The organism is Methylobacterium komagatae (genome assembly GCF_042661665.1).
GTDB classification, from domain to species: domain Bacteria; phylum Pseudomonadota; class Alphaproteobacteria; order Rhizobiales; family Beijerinckiaceae; genus Methylobacterium; species Methylobacterium komagatae.
In genome coordinates this window covers 4,109,347-4,128,497 of record NZ_JBHSWN010000001.1, presented here as the reverse complement: position 1 = coordinate 4,128,497, position 19,151 = coordinate 4,109,347, and the positions used below count along the sequence as shown (strand labels likewise).

General features: G+C 72.2%; 21 protein-coding genes and 1 pseudogene. 8 read left to right on the top strand and 14 right to left on the bottom strand.

Going from position 1 to position 19,151, the window contains the following annotated elements; all coding sequences use genetic code 11:
* Positions 1-4 precede the first annotated feature (4 nt).
* The 11 genes from ACFQE0_RS20545 to ACFQE0_RS20495 all read right to left on the bottom strand — a co-directional run bounded on the left by ACFQE0_RS20545 (position 5) and on the right by ACFQE0_RS20495 (position 9,391).
* Positions 5-316, bottom strand: a complete 312-nt coding sequence (locus ACFQE0_RS20545; RefSeq protein ID WP_116655861.1) for a hypothetical protein — start codon at positions 314-316, stop codon at positions 5-7.
* 1,079 nt (positions 317-1,395) lie between these two features.
* Positions 1,396-2,247 (bottom strand): hypothetical protein, encoded by an 852-nt coding sequence (locus ACFQE0_RS20540; protein WP_133250885.1) that lies wholly within the window; start codon positions 2,245-2,247, stop codon positions 1,396-1,398.
* Positions 2,244-3,131 (bottom strand): 3'-5' exonuclease, encoded by an 888-nt coding sequence (locus ACFQE0_RS20535; protein ID WP_378972908.1) that lies wholly within the window; start codon positions 3,129-3,131, stop codon positions 2,244-2,246. The genes ACFQE0_RS20540 and ACFQE0_RS20535 overlap by 4 nt, the downstream gene beginning before the upstream one ends.
* Before the next feature lie 4 nt (positions 3,132-3,135).
* Positions 3,136-4,089 (bottom strand): metallophosphoesterase family protein, encoded by a 954-nt coding sequence (locus ACFQE0_RS20530; RefSeq protein ID WP_116655858.1) that lies wholly within the window; start codon positions 4,087-4,089, stop codon positions 3,136-3,138.
* Positions 4,086-4,649, bottom strand: coding sequence for an ATP-dependent metallopeptidase FtsH/Yme1/Tma family protein (locus ACFQE0_RS20525; RefSeq protein WP_378972905.1), 564 nt, complete (start codon positions 4,647-4,649; stop codon positions 4,086-4,088). Before ACFQE0_RS20525 ends, ACFQE0_RS20530 begins: the two co-directional genes overlap by 4 nt.
* On the bottom strand, positions 4,568-6,028 hold the full coding sequence (locus ACFQE0_RS20520) for an ATP-binding protein (RefSeq protein ID WP_378972903.1): 1,461 nt from the start codon (positions 6,026-6,028) through the stop codon (positions 4,568-4,570). The genes ACFQE0_RS20525 and ACFQE0_RS20520 overlap by 82 nt, the downstream gene beginning before the upstream one ends.
* A 68-nt stretch (positions 6,029-6,096) precedes the next feature.
* Positions 6,097-6,891 carry a metallophosphoesterase gene (locus ACFQE0_RS20515; RefSeq protein ID WP_274852389.1) on the bottom strand — a complete coding sequence of 265 codons (795 nt, stop codon included), beginning with the start codon at positions 6,889-6,891 and terminating at the stop codon, positions 6,097-6,099.
* A 34-nt stretch (positions 6,892-6,925) separates the two neighbouring features.
* Positions 6,926-7,378, bottom strand: coding sequence for a hypothetical protein (locus tag ACFQE0_RS20510; protein WP_116655855.1), 453 nt, complete (start codon positions 7,376-7,378; stop codon positions 6,926-6,928).
* Between the two features lie 93 nt (positions 7,379-7,471).
* Positions 7,472-8,521 carry a DUF6634 family protein gene (locus ACFQE0_RS20505; protein WP_116655854.1) on the bottom strand — a complete coding sequence of 350 codons (1,050 nt, stop codon included), beginning with the start codon at positions 8,519-8,521 and terminating at the stop codon, positions 7,472-7,474.
* Between the two features lie 245 nt (positions 8,522-8,766).
* Positions 8,767-9,081: a hypothetical protein gene (locus ACFQE0_RS20500; protein WP_116655853.1), complete on the bottom strand. Its 315-nt coding sequence runs from the start codon at positions 9,079-9,081 to the stop codon at positions 8,767-8,769.
* Positions 9,082-9,091: 10 nt separating this feature from the next.
* On the bottom strand, positions 9,092-9,391 hold the full coding sequence (locus tag ACFQE0_RS20495) for a hypothetical protein (RefSeq protein WP_378972899.1): 300 nt from the start codon (positions 9,389-9,391) through the stop codon (positions 9,092-9,094).
* Positions 9,392-9,669: 278 nt separating this feature from the next.
* On the opposite strand from ACFQE0_RS20495, the gene ACFQE0_RS20490 reads away from it, so the two are divergent.
* The 4 genes from ACFQE0_RS20490 to ACFQE0_RS20475 all read left to right on the top strand — a co-directional run bounded on the left by ACFQE0_RS20490 (position 9,670) and on the right by ACFQE0_RS20475 (position 12,805).
* Complete coding sequence (locus ACFQE0_RS20490; RefSeq protein WP_378972897.1) at positions 9,670-9,891, top strand: hypothetical protein; 222 nt, start codon at positions 9,670-9,672, stop codon at positions 9,889-9,891.
* 464 nt (positions 9,892-10,355) lie between these two features.
* Positions 10,356-11,480, top strand: a complete 1,125-nt coding sequence (locus tag ACFQE0_RS20485) for a DNA-binding protein (protein ID WP_378972894.1) — start codon at positions 10,356-10,358, stop codon at positions 11,478-11,480.
* A gap of 256 nt (positions 11,481-11,736) precedes the next feature.
* Positions 11,737-11,859 (top strand): hypothetical protein, encoded by a 123-nt coding sequence (locus ACFQE0_RS20480; protein ID WP_274852390.1) that lies wholly within the window; start codon positions 11,737-11,739, stop codon positions 11,857-11,859.
* A 514-nt stretch (positions 11,860-12,373) separates the two neighbouring features.
* Positions 12,374-12,805 carry a hypothetical protein gene (locus tag ACFQE0_RS20475; protein ID WP_378972892.1) on the top strand — a complete coding sequence of 144 codons (432 nt, stop codon included), beginning with the start codon at positions 12,374-12,376 and terminating at the stop codon, positions 12,803-12,805.
* Between the two features lie 47 nt (positions 12,806-12,852).
* On the opposite strand, the gene ACFQE0_RS20470 is transcribed toward ACFQE0_RS20475, so the two are convergent.
* Positions 12,853-13,773 (bottom strand): adenylate/guanylate cyclase domain-containing protein, encoded by a 921-nt coding sequence (locus ACFQE0_RS20470; protein ID WP_116655849.1) that lies wholly within the window; start codon positions 13,771-13,773, stop codon positions 12,853-12,855.
* A 270-nt stretch (positions 13,774-14,043) separates the two neighbouring features.
* Here ACFQE0_RS20470 and ACFQE0_RS20465 point away from each other — a divergent pair, with 270 nt between their 5' ends.
* Together ACFQE0_RS20465 and ACFQE0_RS20460 are read left to right on the top strand one after the other, a co-directional pair.
* Complete coding sequence (locus ACFQE0_RS20465) at positions 14,044-14,232, top strand: hypothetical protein (RefSeq protein ID WP_378972889.1); 189 nt, start codon at positions 14,044-14,046, stop codon at positions 14,230-14,232.
* Between the two features lie 44 nt (positions 14,233-14,276).
* Positions 14,277-14,468: pseudogene (locus tag ACFQE0_RS20460) on the top strand (DUF411 domain-containing protein); the annotation flags it as partial.
* 13 nt (positions 14,469-14,481) lie between these two features.
* Here the strand turns inward: ACFQE0_RS20460 and ACFQE0_RS20455 are convergent.
* Entirely contained in the window at positions 14,482-15,222 is a 741-nt protein-coding gene (locus ACFQE0_RS20455) for an NYN domain-containing protein (RefSeq protein ID WP_116655848.1), read from the bottom strand.
* A gap of 404 nt (positions 15,223-15,626) precedes the next feature.
* Complete coding sequence (locus ACFQE0_RS20450; RefSeq protein WP_063110606.1) at positions 15,627-16,028, bottom strand: MerR family transcriptional regulator; 402 nt, start codon at positions 16,026-16,028, stop codon at positions 15,627-15,629.
* A 100-nt stretch (positions 16,029-16,128) separates the two neighbouring features.
* On the opposite strand from ACFQE0_RS20450, the gene ACFQE0_RS20445 reads away from it, so the two are divergent.
* Positions 16,129-18,327 (top strand): heavy metal translocating P-type ATPase, encoded by a 2,199-nt coding sequence (locus ACFQE0_RS20445; protein WP_116655846.1) that lies wholly within the window; start codon positions 16,129-16,131, stop codon positions 18,325-18,327.
* Complete coding sequence (gene lspA / locus ACFQE0_RS20440; protein WP_116655845.1) at positions 18,327-18,842, top strand: signal peptidase II; 516 nt, start codon at positions 18,327-18,329, stop codon at positions 18,840-18,842. The genes ACFQE0_RS20445 and lspA overlap by 1 nt, the downstream gene beginning before the upstream one ends.
* Positions 18,843-19,151: the final 309 nt, after the last annotated feature.

Below are 19,151 nucleotides of genomic sequence, written 5' to 3'. Positions count from 1 at the left end.
CTCCTCAACGCTTGAGTTCGCAGAGGACGCCGAGTACGGCGCCGGTGGCACTGTCGGTGGTCACACCCAACGAGGGCCGAAGAGCCCGGCCGCTCTCGTCGATCACGACGAAGTCGAGGCGCTCGAAGTCGAAGATCGCCTCGATGGGCATGGAGATGACTTCGTCGGCCGCGTCGTAGGCTTGGTCCCGGATCGACGATGCGGCGGGAGGGAGGCGACGCGCTTTCCGGATTCCGCGCGGCGACGCGGTATCCGCGGCGGCCAGGCCGTGGGGTCTGCTGGGGTTCGTGGCCTTGGTCTTCGTCGACCGGTCCATGGCAAAGTTCTCCCGACCCGCCGAGGCGGAGCGCCGCGCGGGGCTTGATGCTGAAGGTCGAGGGCCGCGCCGATGCGCGGCTCGGGTTGATCGGGCGGCGCGGCCTCGCCTGCGCCGCAAGCCGGCGGCCGGTCCTCATCGACCGGCCACCGGCGGGCCCCGATCAGCGGTCGCTGTCGCTGACGATGCAGGGCGCGCGACCGCGCCCGTCGGGGGGACCGTGGAAACGGCGTCGGCGACCTCGGCCCCGGCTCCCTGTCGGTCGGGTCGGCCGGCCCCGGAAGCGGGGTCGCTCGAAACGCCCGCCCTGGCGGCGGGCGGCCGCCGCGGCGCGATATGATCCGGCAGGACGATGCCGACGCGGGTGAAGAGGTCGGGGATGGGCGGACGCATGGCACAGCTCTCCTGTCGCCTCCCGACGGGGTCGGAGGCGCGGGTCTACGGGATGTGCGGAGTGGTCCCGGCTGGCCCCCGTCCTGTTCGCCGTGAACCAGGACTGGGACTTGGGCTTCTAAGCCGACGACGGGAGACGCACTGCGCGGGTTTTCGGTCAGGGAAAATGACGTCGGGTCTCGGCAAACCCCGTCGGGGTGGCCGAGACATGGACCGGGCGGCTGATGCTCGATCCGTCGTTGTCAAAGGCTTGCAGCGGCGCCCTGGAACAGGACGGCCGCTGCCGCACGCCTGTGGAAAACCATCATGCCCGCTTGCGGTCGGAGCGACTGCGCAGTAACAATGAGATTCTACAGGCGCTTGGCGCCTTTCGTTCGGCTAGAACGAAGTGGTTGTCACGGTGTTGTCACATCGTGACGTCGACGTGGTGTTTGGTAAGTATAGAACACGGCTGGCATGCAGGTGGTGCTGCTCCAGCAAGTAGTCGTACGCGCTGCGCACGACTATCCGGGATTTGTAAACAGGATGCATCCATCCTTCGTTGCACCTCCCTGAAAAGCGTCCGGCCTTGCGTCGGGCGCTTTTTCGTTTGGCGGGGCCCGGGCCCCCATGAGCTTGGCGGTAGGTCTCATTCCCATTCGTCCAGCATCCTCATGAGTTGGAGGTCGACGCGACGGCGTGATGGGTCAGGCCCGACCCGGCCCAAGGCGCCACCGCCCTGTCGTGGGGTCGCGATGGGCGCGTCCGGCAAGCCTTAATTTTGTCTTGTTTTTCTCGGCCGAGTCCTTAGCGAAATTAGCCTTCACGACGATTGCGTTCAGTTCCCCGCCGCTCAGTCCGTGCGGTTCGGCCTCTTCCAAGGCACGCAGGATCAGCCGCGGGACTTCTCCCGTGAGCAGCACCTTCGAGTTACTATCGGCCGCCTCGGATGATTGCACCGTCGTGCCGCCACCTTGCAGGGCCTGATCGACGAGCTGGATCTGGAGCCGGAGATCCTCGACCTCGCGAAAATGAGCCAGGCTTGCCGCTGAATAAGCCTCCTCCTTATCCTTTAGCTTCCGCTCCAGTCTTTCACGAAGGCCCCGATAGTCTTCCGCTCTACCCATCGGGGCCCCGTTAACCGACGCCGCCCAGGGACACCTGAGCGCATTCAATCCTATAGAGGCTCCGTCCGCCCCACGCAAGCGGTCCAGTCCTGGGCGGCGGGGTTTTTTGGCGTTTTCCCCCGCTTCCAGGCATGGAAGTTCGACGCGGAGCCCGGTTCGCTGCGCCACCATGCCATGATGGAGACCAAGCCTTGCCGAGCGGCTTCGTTCGACACCGCTTTCCCAGAGGTCGCCTCCATCGATCCACGTCAATCCCGTCACCGTGCCGGCTGCTGCCGGGATCTGGACATCGGGCGAAACGGCGGTTCTAGGCTTGCCGGCCAGTCCTGGGGTTCGGCGACGTTGGTACTGGGAGAACCGGGATCCGCGATGAGCTCGAATCCTGGCGTGATCCGCCATGGCCTGGGGGCCCGTCGCGGCGCGGTCGCTCATGCCACTTTGCCCACGAACATCGGGGCGGGACGGGATGAACTCATCCACCGGTCGAGGAAGGTGCGAAGGTGTGGGCGCGTCCGGCCCTCGGACGCGAGGTAGTCGACGAGGCTGCGCATGCTCGCGTCATGGCCCGCGACGTCGGTCTTCCCGCAGAGGAGCGCGTGGCGGACGTAGACAGCCATGGTGTTCACCGTGTCGCACTCGCAGTAGGCCCGGACGCCGGCGAGGTCGCCCCGCGTGATCTGGCCGGCGACGTGGGCGCCGTGCTCGCCCGCCTTGCCGGGCAGACCCAGCGCGACCGCGCACTCGTCGAGGCCCATGCGCGGGGAAGCCCCGAAGCCTGACAGGACGTCCATCAGGTCCGTATGCCAGTCGGGCGCGTACCGGCTCTCGTATCCGTTCCACCGGTCGCCGCGGCGATACCAGGCCTGGACGGGGATGCCGTGAACGAGCGCCCGGGCCTGAAGCACGGGCAGGTCGAAACCGCGGCCGTTCCACGACACGATGCGGTAGCGGCCGGCGGCGAAGAACCTCCAGAACGCCGCAAGCAGCCTTCGCTCGTCCCAGTCCTCGTTTCCGCCACTCCGACACTGCTGCACCATGTAGCGCTCGTAGCCGGTGGCCGGGTCGACCGCGATGCGAGCCTCGACGTAGGAGATGGCGACGATCTGGTGCCGGCAGGGTTTTGGGAACGTGTCCGAATCGATGGCCGGCAGTCCGGGATCGGCGACGGTCTCGATGTCGAGGCAGAGGAGCGTGTCCGGTGTCCCGGGGGCGCCGTGCCGGTCGCGGGCGGGGCCACGCCGCTGCCTCGGCGGGGCTGGGTCGATCGGCGAGGCCGGTCCCGGGGATGGCGCGGTTTCGGTGGGATTTGGCTTCATGCGGTCAGGCCTCCAGGATGAGTGTCGGGTCGAAGGGCGACCGGCCGCATTCCCAGCCGGAGATCCTGGGATTGGCGACGATCCGCGTCCGTCCCACCGTGACGTCGACCGGACCGGGCACGTGGCCGTGGATCCAGAGGGCGGGCGCCCCCCAGCCATCCATGATCCCCTCCAGGTCGGAGGCGAGCGAGGCCCCGACCCACTCGTCGGCGAGTTCGGGCAGGACCTCGGGGGGCAGGGCACGCGCGGACGGGGCGTGGTGGGTCACGACGACCGCGCGGTCGCCGGGGCGCGCGTCCTGGACCAGCGCGACCGGCGACGCCCGGAACCCGGTCGCCTGGGCGACGATGGATCCGAGCACGTCCTCGATGAACGCCCGCGACCGGGCGTGCGCGCCGCCCGCGTCGTGGGGCAGGTAGGGGAGCGCGCCGGCGCGGCGGATGCGGCGGCAATCGCCGAGGTGATGCCGGGCGTGGCCACGGGCGAGGGTCGCCCTCCGGGATCCGTGCAGGGCCCAATCTGTCCAGAGGGTGGCCCCCAGGATGTACAGGCCCGTCCCGCGACCGTCGTCGACGCGCAGGCCATCGTCCGAGAGGAGCGCGATGCCGGCCCGGGCCGCCAGTTCGCGACCGCGCGCGAGGATCTCCGCGACGTCCCCGTCGCCCCAGAACTCGCGGTTGCCCGGCACCAGCACGACGGGCCGGGAGCCCTGCCGCCCGTCGAGTGCGCGCGCCAGCCACTCGACCGACGCCCGGAGGTCGTCGGAGACATCGCCGGCCACCACGAGCGCGTCGAAGTCCGGGAGCGGGTCGGGCAGGGCGAGGGGATGGCGGTCGACCACGAGGTCGGACATCACCCAGAGCCGGTACAGGCGCGGGCTCTGCGTCGCGGCGCGCCCGGCTCCGGGCGCCGGGACGGCCCCCCGTCCGAGGGCCATGGGATCGGCGTGCCGGGTCATCGGCCGTCCTCCGCCTGCCTGGCCCGGCCGGGCCGCGCCTCGGCGATGAGCCGGCGCAGCGCGTCGCCGCCGAGAACGCGGCGTTCGAGCAAAGCCTCGGCGACGGCCTGCACGACGTCCTGGTACTCCGAGACCAGGCGCTCCGCCTCGCCCTGGAGCCGGGCGAGGTCGGCCTCGACGGCCGCGCGCAGGGCGTGGTCCGCGGCCAAGGTGTGGGCGACCGCCTCCATCGGGCCGCGGTAGATGATGCCGCCGCCGAGCCCGAACGAGCCGTGGATGCCGGCGACGAATGCGGTGGCACGGGCGAGATCCGAGGTCGCGTCGCCACCGGAGCCCGCGCTCGCCTCCCCGAGGAACACGGTCTCGGCGGCGCGGCCGCACAGGAGGCTGGTCACCATCCTCTCCAGGCCGTCGCGCGTGGGCAGCGGGCCGAGGCGCGAGCGCATGCTGGTGCCGCCCGCGGCGGTCTCGCGCAGGATCAAATCCACCTGCTCGACATGGGCGATGCGCAGCACCTCGGCCCCGACCGCGTGGGCCGCCTCGTGCAGGGCGCTGCGCATTTTTCCCCGGGGGTCCGCGTGTCCGGCGGCGCGACCGCCTCCAGCAGGTCGTCCGCCTGCAGGGGGCGCTTCGCCGCGCGGGCCCTCGCACGCGCAGCCTTGACCCAGCCGACGACCTGCGCCCCCGTGGCGCCGAGGCCCAGCTCGGCGACGACGGTCAGGTCCAGGTCGGGCAGGTCGGCGCCGAGATGCTGGCGGACGATGGCGGCGAGCTCGGGTGCGGCGGGGGGCGAGATGCGGATGACCTGTCCCAGCCGCCCCGGGCGCACCAAGGCGGCGTCCAGCCGGTCCGCATGGTTCGTGGCGCCGATGATGCAGACTCCAGCGCCTTCCCGCGCACAGCATTCGTCAATCTTCAAAAGCATATGCGTCACGACCGGTGTCCACCACGAAGAATTTCTTCCATCCATTGACGATCTACTGGGTATGCTGTCGATCTCATCCAAGAACAAAATCGACGGAGACCGGGCGTAAGCTTCCTCAAACGTAATATCTATGTGCTTGACGACTCCGTCCAAATACCCATTTGACTGAGAAAACCACGACGAGACCGAGCTCACCAGAAGCGGGAGGCGCGCGGACTTCGCCAGCGACCGAACGTAAGTTGACTTTCCCAGTCCGGGACTTGAGGCCAGGACGACGTTCCGGTCGATGGCCGCGAAGGACCCGATGCGGCCTTCGCGCCAAGCTTCGAGTTCTTCGAGCAGGCGCATGCCCCAGGCGTGGGAAGCCCCATAGCCGCGCAGGGCCGGGAACGGCACCGCGTCGGCGACCTGGCCGTCGACCGTGGACCGCGCCTCGGCCGCGGTCGCGAGGCGCTCGACGCAGGCGCGCGCCGACCCGGCGCGGATCGCGGCGCAGAGGTCCCAGATCCCGAGGCCGGCGGCGATGGACGGGGGCATGGCGGTCGGGCGCTGCCCGGTCGCGGCGCGGATGACGCGCGCGACGACCGCGTTCGACGGCACGGGGATCCGGTAGCGCCCGTCGGCGGCGCCGACGAGCGCCGACGGCAGGTGCCGGTCGCAGGCTTGCGCCACCCCCAGCACCCGCCCGCCCTCGGCGAGGCGCCGCGCCACGGCGTCGTTGCCGCGGTCGGGGCGATCCTCGCGGGTGGCGCCGGTGCGGGCGTAGACGACCGGCCAGTTCCCCAGCGTCATGCAGGCCGCGCGGACGGGCTCCACCCACTCCGCCGAGGGGACCTCGATCACGAGGGCGAACGACTTGGCGCGGGCGATGCGGCGGCGGTCGGCCGCCGGGATGGCCTCCTCCAGGGCGAAGAGGGCCAGGGTATCGATGGACGGGACGCGCCGTCCCCGGCGGCCGAGGACGGCCTCGCCGTCCTCGGCGTCGTCGCGGAAGTAGGTGAGATCGGCGATCATGGAGGCTCCCCGTCGTGCAGGTCGGCGTTCGGCGGCGTTCGGCGGCGGCGGCCGGGGCGGGACCCGGTTCAGAGCTCGATCACCAGCCCGGCGTCGAAGCCGGGATTCTCCCCCGGGTAGCCGCGCGGGTTGCAGACGACCCGGGTGGCGCCGAGGCGGTAGTCGAACGACGTGTGGACGTGCCCGTGCACCCAAAGGTCGGGCCGGCCCGCGCGGATCAGCGCGTCGAGGTCCGAGGCGAAGGCCGGGTTGAGGGGGTGGCCGGCATAGGCCGGCGCGACCGAGCCCGGGCTGGGCGCGTGGTGCGTGACCACCACGTGCGGGCGGCCCCGCACGGCGGGCGGGTCGCGCTCCAGCAGGGCCCGCTCAAGGAAGCGGCGCGATGCGTGGTGCAGGCCCAGGGCCTCCTCGGGCCTGAACGGCCTGAAGCGCGGTTCGCGCGACCAAGCCACCAGGCGGTGGTCCATCAGCCCCGCGCGCGCGGCGTCCATCGCCGCGGCGCGACCGGGGAGGCCGTCGAGGGCGTAGTCGGTCCACAGGGTGCAGCCCGTGAACGTGCAGCCCCCGAGCGTGACGGTGTCGTTCTCCAGGAGGTCGATGCCCTGGCGCGCGGCGGCCCGCCGCCCGTGCGCCAGCTCCGCATCGATGGCGCCGCGGTAGAATTCATGGTTCCCCGGCACCAGCACGACCGGCATGGCGGGGCGGATGGCGGCGGCGAGCCATCCGACCGTGTCGGCGAGGCCCTCCCCGACGTCGCCGGCCACGACGGCGACGTCCGCGTCCGGGATGGCCGCCGGCGTCCAGGGTCTCGCGTACGTGCGGCGGTGAAGGTCGGAAAAGATCCAGATACGCAATCCTTGCACCTCTCGGGTTCGGCGGGTCGCGGGTGGGCGGGGCTCACCCGCGTGCGGGCGGCGTCGGGCGCCGGCGGGGCCGGCGGGGGGCCCAGCGCGCGGCCCGGCCGAGCAGTTCGCCCGGCCGGGGATGCCGGCGCGCAAGGGCGGCCAGGCCGTGGGCCAGCACGAGGGCCGCGGTCGGGTCGCCGCGCGCCGCGTGGACGAGCAGGCCGCTCATCGCGAGGTCGGTCGCGGCCGCGCCGGGCGGGTGGCGGCGGAGGACGTCGACCGCCACGGCCACCGTCGCGGCCGGGTCCCCGCGCAGGGCCTCCGGCCAGCGCCGGTGGTGCGGGAGCAGGGCGGCTCCGGCGACCGCCCGCTCGATCTCGGCGACGGTCGCGGGCGCGATCCCGCCCGGATCGCATCGGCGCCACACGGTCAGCGGCCGAATGGCCGGGGACGCGATCCCGGCGTTCCCGGGCCGCCTCCCGCTTCCGGTCTCGCTCGCCTGCATCCGCTTGCCTCCGATCGGACATGGCTCCGCGATCCGGCGCGCGGCCGGTCCGCAAGGGCGGGATTGGGTGGAGGACGGGGCGGGCCCGGCGGCCTAGGACAGCGCGGCGGGGCCCGGGGCGGGGGAGCCCAGGGCGTAGTATCTCGACGTCGTCCTCGCCCACGTCAGCATGTCGGAGGCATAAAGATCGGAGGTCGTGATCCTTCTGCCGTCCGGAATGCTCGGGTGCCCGTAGACGCGGCCGGTGAGGATGCGGACCTCGCGGGTCGCGGGCCGCCAATCCTCCAGGCGCGGCACGTCGGCGAGATCGTCCGCCGTGGGCTTGGCCCCGTCCCGGATGCCCTGGAGCTCGTCGGCGAGGTCGTGCAGCCGGTCGCCCGCCTCCCGCTGGTCGGGCTGCCGCGCGGCCGCGAACTCGGCCCCGAGCGCGACCGCGTACGCCCGCGGATCGACCGCGTCCGCGCGGGGGTTCCGGGCGACGATGCGCAGGGCGGCGAGGAGCGGCACGCCGGCCGCGAGGGTCCGCGCGGTCCGGTCGCCCTCGATGACGCGGGCCGCCTCCGAGCGGCTCAGCCCCGGCAGGACCGCGGGGAGGACGCGCCGGGGCCGGGCGGAGGTCCCGGTGGCGAGGCGCGCCATGGCGAGCGCGAACGCGCCGGCGGCGGGGGCGCCGCCGGAGCGGCCGCAGCCCAGCAGCCATGCCGGCGCCGGCCCGCGCGGGACCGCACCGCCGGCCTCGGGCGGCCCGGCGCCGGCTTCCGCGCCGTCGTCGGCCAGCGCAAGGGCCGCCATGTGCTCGTCGAGCGGGGTGGGGCCGACCACCATCACGGGCGCGTCGATGCGGGCGCGAAGCGCGGGATCCGCGAGGCACGACCCGGGCAGGTCGAGGATCACGTGGCGGCCGGCCGCTGCGGCGATCTCCCCGGCGACCAGGGCGTCGGCCTCGCCGACCGTCCCGGCCTCGCGCTCCGCCACCGTGACCTCGTCGAGGCGGTAACGGCGTTCGGGGAGGTGCGCCTCACCGGGCAAGGTGATGCGCACGAGGGTCACCGCCTCGCCGAGCGCGGCATGGGTATCGGTGAGGATCAGGGCGGCGTGCGTGGCGTCCGTGCGCCCGGAGCATCCGAAGGTGGCGCTGATCACGAGAGCCTCCGTGAAAGGCACGGACGCGACCGCCCGGCGAAGCGGTCGCCGGCTCGGTCGCGTCAGTCATGCGTTGCTGAGGAGGCGAATATTAGCGCAAAACCTACTAGAAATGCAATGTTTTTCGGAACGAGGCAAGTAGTCTCGCGTACTGATGGTTAATATCCACAGCAACCTGTGGACATCATCGCCCCCCGCCTGGCGGCGGAGCGGGCACGCCGGAGCCGCGCATCCGGGTCTGGCGATCAGCCCCAGTCATCCTCCTCGTCGCGGATCGCGCGATGCAGGCGACCGGCGAGGTCCACCGCCCCGCCGTCACCGCCGTGGTCGAAGTCGAAGTCGCCGTCGAGCAACAGCGGCAGCGGGGGCTCGTCCCAGCCGGCATGCGGTTCGGGGACGTGGGGGGCGAGCCCGACGTGCGGCACCGCGAGGCGCCCCATCGTCCGGTCGAGGGCCCGCCTGGCGGCGGAGCGCCTGCGGGCGCGGCGGCCCTTGCCGGGGTCCGGCATCGGACGCGTGGCGGGCGTGTCGTTCCGGGCGGGCTTGGTGCGGATGGTCATGGCGTCCCCCTCAGATTCGTGTGGCAAACGCGCATCCCGCCGCGTGGCGTGGCGCGATGTGTGGCTTGGCGGTCCCGAGCTTGCGCGGTCCCGGCGCCCTCGGCTTCCGCCGCGGGTTCGGACGCCGGGTCGGCGTCCTCGGCGCGGGCGCCGTCGCGGCATCGCCTTCGTCGCCGTCGAGGTCGGCGGCGAGGTCCAGCAGGGTCGTCCGGAGCGCCAGGTCGGCGGCGGTTCCGGCCTCGTCGAACAGCGCTTTGAGGCGGCCGGGATCGAGGCGCGGCGCGTACGGGTCCTCGGCGACGAGGTGCAACGCGGCGGCGAGGCCGGCGGAGAGGAGCCCAGGCCGGCGCAGGGCTCGCCGTCGAGCAGTCGGGCCGCTCCCTCGTGCCGGAGGCCCCTCAGCGTCATCGGCAGGGCGCGCAGGCCGGCCGGACGGGCGCTGCCGCAACAGGCGAGCAGCCAGGGCGGCGGAAGGTCGGGCAGCGCGTCCGCGGCCATCGCGCGCAAGGCCGCGGAGGCCGCCAACGGCCTCGGCCCGAACGAGACGACCGCGACGTCGACCCGGCTCCTGACGGCGCGGTCGCCGAGGTGCGCAAGCGGCAGCGCGACCATGAGATGGCGCCCGTGGATGCGCGCGGCGTCGAGGGCGTTCGGGAGCGCCTCGACGATCCGGCCGCTGCCGGCCACGAGGCTCGGCGGGGCGTCATCGTCGGCGGCGCGGCGGTCGAGGGCGCTGCTCGCGAGCAGCGCCGCCTGGTTGGCCGACATGTCTTCGGAAAAGAAAGCTGCGATCACGGGAATTCTCCGTGAGTGAGTCCGTGCCTCTTGGCACGAACGAATATTACCGCAGGTCCGATCAACTAGGCTATAGAAATCTATAGTCACTAGAGATTTCCGGCCCCTTCGGTTAAGGCGGGGTTGCTTTCCGTGGCCGCGTCCGGGCCGCCTCGGCTCGATGATGCGGCATGCGCCTCGGCACGCCGTCCGACGCCGGCGCCGCTCCCGATCGTCCCGCCGGACCGAACGGGCCTTCGACGAGGCGGATCGGGCCGGATGTAACGGGTCACGCATAACGCTACGGTTTACCCGTTACGGTCCTCAGCACCTCGACCGGCGCCCTTGGGCCGTGGAACCGCTCGCAGGCACCGTCGGGGGCGCGTCGCGCGACCGGCCCGGTCATCCCGGCCTCGCCGAAGGCTTCCCGGTGCGGGCGGGGGCGTGCGCGACGACCATTCCTTCACCGCTCGCGTCCATCATGCCGGCATCGGTCGGGGATGACGGGCATGGTCACTGAGAACGAGGTCAGGTCGGCGGCGGCACGGATACGCGCGCGGCCGGCGCCGCCCGGGAGCTTGAAGGAGCGCGTCTCCGTCCGCTCGGTCAGGAAGGAACTCGGGGGCGGCTCGTTCGGCGACATCGCCCAACCGCTCGCCAGGTGGAAGGCGGACGAGGGCTACCATCCGGTCATCGAGCAGGCGGACCTGCCGGAGGCGTTCGAGAAGCGCCTCGCCGCTCTGGCCAGGGACCTGCTTGAACAGGCCCGGGTCGAGGCGACGCGGGAGCGGTTGTCGGACTTCGCCGAGGTCGAGCGCCGCCGGGAGCGGCACGAGGAGATCCTCGCGGAGGCCGCGGCGCAGGTGGACCACCTTGAGGACAAGGTCGCGGCGCTGCAGTCCGAGCTGGACCGGTTGCGGGCGGCCGGCGTCGCGAAGCCCGAGGCCGAAGCCGGCCCGGGGAGCGCCGCGGCGCCCGGGACGCAGGCGGCCGCGGCACGTGGCTTCGTCGATGCCCTCATGGGGCGGAAGTTCGCCCGTGAGGCGGACGCGTTCTGGGCCGAGGTGCGCGACGCGGTCGAGGCGGCGATGCGCGAGCGCGGGCCCATGCCGGCCCACGCGATCTACCGGGCATTGCCGGACGCGCTGCGGCGACGGGGCGAGAAAGTCGGCTTCCCGCTGACCCCGGCCTGGCTGCGGTACCACCTGCTCCGGATGGCTGCGTCGGGCGAGGGACTCACCGAGATCGAGGGCCGCTTCGGCCTCGCGGGGCCACGACCCGAACCCGGGGCCGACCGGTCGGCAAAGCCGTCCCCCGCGGCCGAGGTCCAGGAGATGGGCAGGCGCCGGTTCTGGCGCCGCTTCGTGCACGCGGTCCACGACCTCCTCTCGGAGGCGGGCCCGCTGACGGCGGACGAGATCCTGGAGCGGATGGACCCCACGTGGATCGGGGCGTCCGAGCGGTTCCAGAGGATCAGCCCCGGCCGGCTCCGGTTCAAGCTGCGCGGACGGATCCAAGAGGGCAGGCCGTTCGCGGAGCTCGCGGGCGAGCGGTTCGCCGCCGTGGCCGGCGAGGAGCCATGGGACGGCGAGAGCGCGATGTCCGGGGCGGGGCGGAACGGGTGACACCCTGTGCCGTCGCCCGCTCGCCCTAACGGGAGGCGATGACGTGACCCCTGCGGAAATCGGGGCCTAGGTCCGGCGCGCGCACGTGGAGGCGCTGGCAGACCGCTTCCTGCAAAGGCGGTCGAGCTCGCGCATCAACGGCTTGGTCCGCGACGATAGGCTGTACGGCCGGTAGGCGGGGGCCGACTTCGCCGAGACGCATCTCGGTCGGCTCGTCGACGAGGCCGTCGGGGTTGCCGGATGCCGGGAAGGCGCGTTGGACCTGACGCTGCACGGCTCGGGCCACGCAGCCCTCGAAGGGCTGGCGCAGGCGCTTCGGGAACTCACCGGTCTGAAGGCCGAAGTGGACGGGACGACCGTTGGGCTGAGCTGGGCCTGATCGGCCGGGAACCGTCCTCGGGCGCGCCGGGTCGGACCTGCCTTGCGCGCGTCAGGCCTTGCCCGGCTTGCGCACGGGTTTTTTCGCGCCGTCCCGGGCGGGCTTCGGGTGACGGCCCGCGGAGTTTCCGTCTTGACGGCGGATGCAGCCTTGGTCGGGGCATCTGGTCTGGCCTTAGGGGCGGCGCGTTTCGTCCGCACGGGCGGGCCGGGGTTGCGGCCATGTCCCTGCGAACCGCCGCGACGACGCGTCGTATGCCCTGGGCGACGTAGGTGCGAGACTCCGCGGGGAACGCGTAACGCATGACGGCATCCGCTACGTGTTACGCCGCCGGTCGGCGGGCGCCGCGGTCTCTTGACCCTCTAGCCGCTTGAGGACGTACGGTGACCGCCGAGAGATCCGGAAGGCGCCGGCGATGAGCGACGCTGTAGCCCGGGACCGTCAGGCAGCGCGGGCGATACGTGGGCCCATGCGCCGAGCGTACGTGAAGGACGGTATGGCAAACGAGGTTTCGATGAGGCGGCGCGCGCTTCTCGGCTACGCAGGCATCCTGCTGCCGCTCCTATCGGGATGTGGGGGAGGAACGCTACCGGGTATCCAGCTTGGCTCGGACGATGGCGGCAGCACGGTCGGCTTCGACTCCCTGCCTTTCCGGATCCAACGCATCGACGGCAGCGTCCTGACCGGCCACGCGTCGGTCCGCCTCCTACGGGTCAGCTTCTTCACGCGCGACGGGACGGGGTACGTCGCCTGCAGCGGCAGCTTCACGTTGGATCTCAAGCATGCGCCCGTACCGGTGAGCGTCGACTGCACCGGCGCGGGCATCCTGCACGGCACCGTGACGACGGCGCGAGCCGACCATGGGGAGGGTACATTCACCGAGCGGTCCGGGGGCACCTCGACGTTCCGCTACGGCGCGCCGCTTTCGCCGGCCACGGGTAGTTGAGGGCCACCCCCGGGACCGGAGCTGCGCCCCGCTCGGACTGCGGCGTCTCAGTCGTCCGTCCTCTCGGACAGCATCGCCCCCGTCCGCGGATCGACATGGAACCGCACCTCCATGCCGTTTTTGATCCCCTTGCCGTCCCACAGCCCGTCATCCGGCTTGAGCTCCGTGACCGACGTGTAGCCCGTGTCCAAAAGCTTCTGGCGGATTTCCGCGGCCGGCATCCAGTCCGCGCCGATACGACCGTCGGCCAGGGTCGTCGGCGGGACCTGTCCCGTCTCGCGTGGCGTCATCCAGGACCAAAGCCCGAGGCCGCCGAGGGCGATGAGGATGAGCAGCCCGCCGGCGAGCGCGCGACGTCTCGGCAACCGGCGCGCCGCGGGCCGGACCCGGACCCCATGTTCGGTCTGCCCGTCATCCTCGGCCGGCATCGACAGTATGGCCGCGGCGGGCAGTGCGAACATGCCGACCGGCCGGGCGATGTTCTTCAACGCCTGCTTGCCCCGGTCCTCGAATGGGTAGCCGAGTTTGTCCCGTACCTGATCGTGAACCGTGTGCGAGATGCAGATCCCGCCCGGCTCCGCCAAGGGTTCGAGCCGAGCCGCCACGTTGACGCCGTCGCCGTAGAGGTCGCCGTCAGGCTCGGCGACCACGTCGCCGACGTTGATGCCGATGCGCAGCCTGAACGCGTGGTCGTCGGACACGCCGGCCTCGCGCGTCAGCATCGCTCGCTGGATCGCGACGGCGCAGGACACCGCCCGGACCGGGCTGGGGAACTCGGCGATCAGGCCGTCGCCGGTCGACTTCACGACGCGGCCCCGGGCCGCCTCGATGCGCGGATCGAGCAGTTCCCGGCGCAGGCCCCTGAGGCGGCGCAGCGTCCCCGCTTCGTCGACGCCCATGAGGCGGCTATAGCCGACGACATCGGCAACCAGGATGGCGGCGAGCCGTCGCTCGTCGACCTCGTCCATGCGTTTCTCCCGGGACCATCCCGTCCAGCCTGCACCGCGACCGCCGCGGATGGAAGGTCATGTCCCGAAGGAATCGCGCGGGCGGGCGTCCGGGATCACGACAGGCTGGCACCGGGTTCATCGTCGACCCGTCGCTCCGCGCGGTCTTTCCGACCGACGGCGGCCCCGACGCGACCTGCGGTCCGCTTGTCGGCAAAGGTGCCGGCCGCCCCGGCGGCGGGGCACCCGGCTTGCAGGTCCAGGAGTCAAACACTGGATATCGCGATTGCCGTGTCGGCCTCGCTGCTCGCGCTCGAAGCCCTGCTCAAGGAGCTGAACGTCACCCATGCGGCGGCCCGCCCCAACGTCACCCTGGCGTCCGCGCATGCGGAGCGAACCGGCCCATACGTGGCTGCGGAGGCAGGTGCATCGCTGCGCGGAGACGGCAGCGGGGAAGGTTGCCGCCTCTGCCGGGCTTGAGCGATGGCAACTTCGGATGCGGAAGCGGACCCGGGAAGCCTGACGTCCCGGCCGGGGCGATCAAGCGCCTCCTCGCGCAGGGCCCCGAGGGAACCGGCCTGGCCGTGCCGGGCATGCCGGCCGGTTCGACCGGCATGGAGGCCGAGGACATGCAGCCCGATACCTACGACGTCATCCTGTTCGGGAAGGACGGACGGTCAACGTTCGCGTGGTCCCGGGGCGGGGAACCGGCCTGAGGCCGCGGCGCGTTCAGCGCTCGGGCATCGCCGCCGCCGGCGCGGCCGCCTTCGCCCCCGATTTGGGCGCGGGCTTCGGACGCTGGTCCCACATCACGTATCCGGCCGGCGGGTCGTACTCGTGCGGGCGCATGACGGAAGCCTGCCCCTCCGCGGTGACGAGCCCCGGGAACAGCGCCCTCTCGATATGCTCACGGTTGAGCGCGATCTTGTGCGGGGTGTGCGACAGGATATGCTGCGAGTGGGTCCGGCCCGGGGGGCTGACGCTGACGAGCTTCTTGCCGGGAAAGCGCTTGGCGAACAGCTTGGCTGTCGCCGCCTGGTCCGTATCTGCCGTCAGGAGATATGCAGTATCCATGACGTCCTGTACGGCATCGTCATAGACGCTGAGCGCGAGATTGATGTCCGTCGCCTTCTCGGTCGGCTTCTGCCAAATGGAGCCGCAATCCCGGCACTTGGCATCTTCATGGCTGAAGTGGCCTAGGACGGTCTCGACGCCGACCAGCTTGAGGGCCCGGACCAGGCGTTCGTGGCGGATTTTCTTGCTGTGATCGCCCGGGTAATAGGCCGTGCAGAACACGACGCGGACGAGCTCCTCCGACTGGCGCGGGATGATCGACTCCCCCAGCTTCCAGAAGTTGCACCACTTCAGGAAGGACTCTCCTAAATCATTGACGGAATGATACAAATTGAACCCGTCGATGTAGAGTGCGGCCCGGATCCTGGATTTTCCCGCTTGACTATCCAGCCCCATGCACTCATATCCGATCCGTCAACGCTGAACGGTGCGCCGTCAGCAACCCATGGGCTCCGGCCCGTGTGAAGCCCACAGGTTCCAACCTGTGGGCTTCTTGGTTTCCGAGGCCGTTCTATTCTGAGTTCGCCTCGCGTGGTACTGTCTTTTTTCGTTCGTGGGCTGGCCGCGCCGGCCTGTCCGGCCTTGGCCGCTGGCCTGTTATCCCCGGGTCCCGGATGGTCGCGGCGGCAAGCCCGCGATGCTGGTCGGGCCGAGCGGGGATGTTCGCGTGGAACGCCACTTTCGGGCCGGAGGAACGCGGGTCGTCGCCGTCGCGTGCCGCGGGTTCGTGGCCAAGGGGTTGTTCGGGAGCCGGGTGCCGATGCCCCCTACGTCGGCCGCTGACCTTGGGCCCAGATCGCTTAGGCGGGCTCACCCAACGGCGACAGGGCCTCGATGATGCGGCAGTCGGCGACCGACCCGCAGCCGCACTGGCCGATGACCTCGCGCAGTTCCGAGGCGAGCCGGGTCAGGTCGGCCAGCTTGCGCTCCACGTCGGCGAGATGGGCGCGGGCGATGGTGTCGACCTCGCCGCAGGAGCGTTCCCGGTCGTCCGCCAGGGCGAGCAGGTCCCGGATCTGCTCCACGGTGAAGCCCAGTGCGCGACCGCGGCGGATGAAGCTCAGCCGGCGCAGGTGTTCGGGCCCGTAGAGCCGGTAGTTCCCGCTCGACCGCGCCGGCGGGGGCAGCAACCCGACCTTCTCGTACCACCGGACCGTCTCGACACGGGTCTGCGTGGCCTCCGCGAGGCTGCCGATGGTCATGGAAGAGGCGGTGCGCACGGCCTTGACCCTGTAGCGACTACAGGGTGCATGTAGGGGGCCTTCCCGGTCCGGACCAGGAGCCCGGCGAACGGAGCGCACCATGAACCAGGCCGCCGGCGCGGACCGCACCTCCTTCCCCACGAACGGTCCGCAGGCCCTGCGCTACAGGGTCAAGGGCATGGACTGCCCGACCTGCGCCGGGAAGATCGAGACCGCCGTCTCCCGGCTGCCGGGCGTCGCGAACGTGCGCGTGAACTACGGCAGCCAGGTCCTCGACCTCGCGCTCGACGAGGCCGCGACGCCGAGGACCGAATTGGAGGGGCGCATCGAGCGCCTTGGCTACGGCGTCGCGCCGCTCCCCACGGCCGCGGACCTGGCCATGGCGCAAGCCTCGGGTGGCGCCCCGCCCGCCGAGACCGCGGCTGAGCCCGAGCCGCCGGTCTGGCGGAGCCGCAAGGCGCTGCTGGGCATCCTGATCGGCGCCCTGTTCGCCGCCGGCTTCCTGGTCGAGCGGATCGCGCCGGGCGTGGCGGGCGAGTACGCCTACTGGCCCGGGGCGCTCGTCGGGCTCGCCTATTACGGGCGCCGCGCGGCCGTGGCGGCATTCGCCGGCACGCCCTTCTCCATCGAGATGCTGATGTCGGTCGCGACCGCGGGGGCGCTCGCCATCCACGCCGCCGAGGAGGCTGCCATCGTCGTGCTGCTGTTCACGGTCGGCGAGATGCTGGAGGTGGTGGCGGCGGGCCGGGCGCGGGCCGGCATCAAGGCACTCGCGGCCCTGGTGCCGAAGATTGCCCGCGTCGTCGACGAGGCCGATGGCACCATCCGCGAGGTGCCCGCGGCGTCGCTGGCCATCGGGCAGGTCGTCGTGGTCAGGCCGGGCGACCGCGTGCCCGCCGACGGCGTCATCACCGACGGCGCGTCGAGCCTCGACGAGTCCCCCATCACCGGCGAGTCGGTCCCGAAGCCCAAGGAGGTCGGCGACCCGGTCTATGCCGGCAGCGTCAACGCCGACGGCGCGCTCCAGGTCCGGGTCACCAAGACGGCGGCCGACAACACGGTCGCCCGCATCCTGCACCTCGTCGAGGAGGCGCAGGCGTCGAAATCGCCCACGGCGCGCTTCATCGACCGGTTCAGCGCGGTCTACACGCCCATCGCCTTCGTGTTCGCCGCCGCGGTCGCAATCGTGCCGCCGCTGCTGCTCGGCGCCGACTGGGGCACCTGGGTCTATCGGGGCCTGGCGCTCCTCCTGATCGCCTGCCCCTGCGCGCTGGTGCTCTCGACACCGGCGGCCATCGCCTCGGGACTGGCCGCCGGTGCGCGGCGCGGGCTGCTCGTGAAAGGCGGGGCCGCGCTGGAAGTCATCGGGCGGGTGCGCACGGTCGCGTTCGACAAGACCGGAACGCTGACCGCGGGACGTCCGCGGGTCTCGGATATCCTAGTCTTCGCCCCGGACGCATCGGAACGCTCGCTTCTCGGGCTGGCCGCCGCGGTCGAGAACGGGTCCAGCCACCCCATCGCCCGAGCCATCCTCGACCGGGCGAGCGCGGACGGGGTGCCGCTGCGGCCGACGCGGGACGCCCGCGCCATCCCCGGCAAGGCGGTGCAGGCCACGGTCATGGGGCAGACGGTGCTCGTCGCCTCGCCGCGCCACGCCGCCGAGAGCGCGCGGCTCAGCCCCGAGGCCGAGCGCGCCGTCGCGGCACTGGAGGCCGGCGGCAAGACGGTGGTCATCGTCGTCCGGGGCGCCGAGGCCTTGGGTGCCATCGCGGTCCGGGACGAGCCCCGCGCCGACGCGGCCGCCGGCATCGCGGCCCTGCGCAAGCTCGGCGTGCGCAGCGTGATGCTGACCGGCGACAACCGGCGCACGGGCGAGGCGGTCGCGTCCGAGCTCGGCCTCGACGTGAAGGCCGAGCTCCTGCCACAGGACAAGCTCGCCGATATCGCTGCCCTGAAGGAGATGGGCCCGGTCGCCATGGTCGGCGACGGCATCAACGACGCGCCGGCCCTCGCCGCCGCCAGCGTCGGCATCGCGATGGGCGGCGGCACCGACGCGGCCCTGGAGACGGCGGACGCGGCGGTGCTGAACGACCGGGTGGGCGACGTGGCCGCGCTGGTTTCCCTCTCGCGGGCGACCCTGGGCAACATCCGCCAGAACGTCGCCATCGCCCTCGGCCTGAAGGCGGTGTTCCTGGTGACGACCATCGCCGGCATCACCGGCCTCTGGCCGGCCATCCTGGCCGACACCGGCGCGACCGTCCTGGTGACGGCCAACGCGCTCCGTCTCCTGAGGGCGTGATGATCTTCCTGTCGGGGTGGGCCGGCCGGGCCGGGACCGTGGCCGGGGTGGCGTTGGCCGCCGCGGCCATCGACCTCGGCGCGAAGGCCGTGGCCGAGGCGTGGCTGGACGAAGGCGCCGTCAGGGGCGCGCTGCCCTTCGTCGACCTGAGCCTGTCGTTCAACCACGGCATCAGCTTCAGCCTGTTCCCGGCGCACGATCCGTCCTCCCTGGCGCTGCTCCTCGCCATCCAGGGCACGCTCACCTGCCTCGTGGCCGGCTGGGCCCTGGCCGCGGGCGGGGGCCTCGAACGCCTCGGGCTCGCCGCGATGGCGGGCGGGGCGGCCGGCAATTTCGTCGACCGGCTCATGGACGGCGTCGTCACCGACTACCTCGACCTGCACACCGGCGGCATCCGCTGGTTTACCTTCAACCTGGCCGACGTCTGGATCTCCGCCGGGGCGGTCCTGCTGTTCCTCGGCGGATTCCTCGTGTCCGATCGGCGCCGCGCCGGTGCCGCGGGGGAGATTTCGTGAGGGGCTCGATCCGGGCGGTCGCCGCCTCGCCGGCGACCGCCGGCGCCGCCCTGCGGACCCGGTGCGTCCTCGGCTCGCGCAAGCCGTTCGGCGCGGCCGCACCGGTCCTTCCGGAGGGCCGGGCCGAGCGCCCTCCGACCGGCCGACCACGCGCTTCGGGCGAGCGCCGCCGGGGTGATGGCGGCGGGATCGGGCGCGGTCGCCGGAGACATCGGGCGGGGTGCCCGGCGCGGTTCGGTCACCCTGTCGCGGCCATGGGTCCGCCCGCCGGCGGCGCCCGCCGAAGAGGACCGCCCGCGCCCGGCGGCC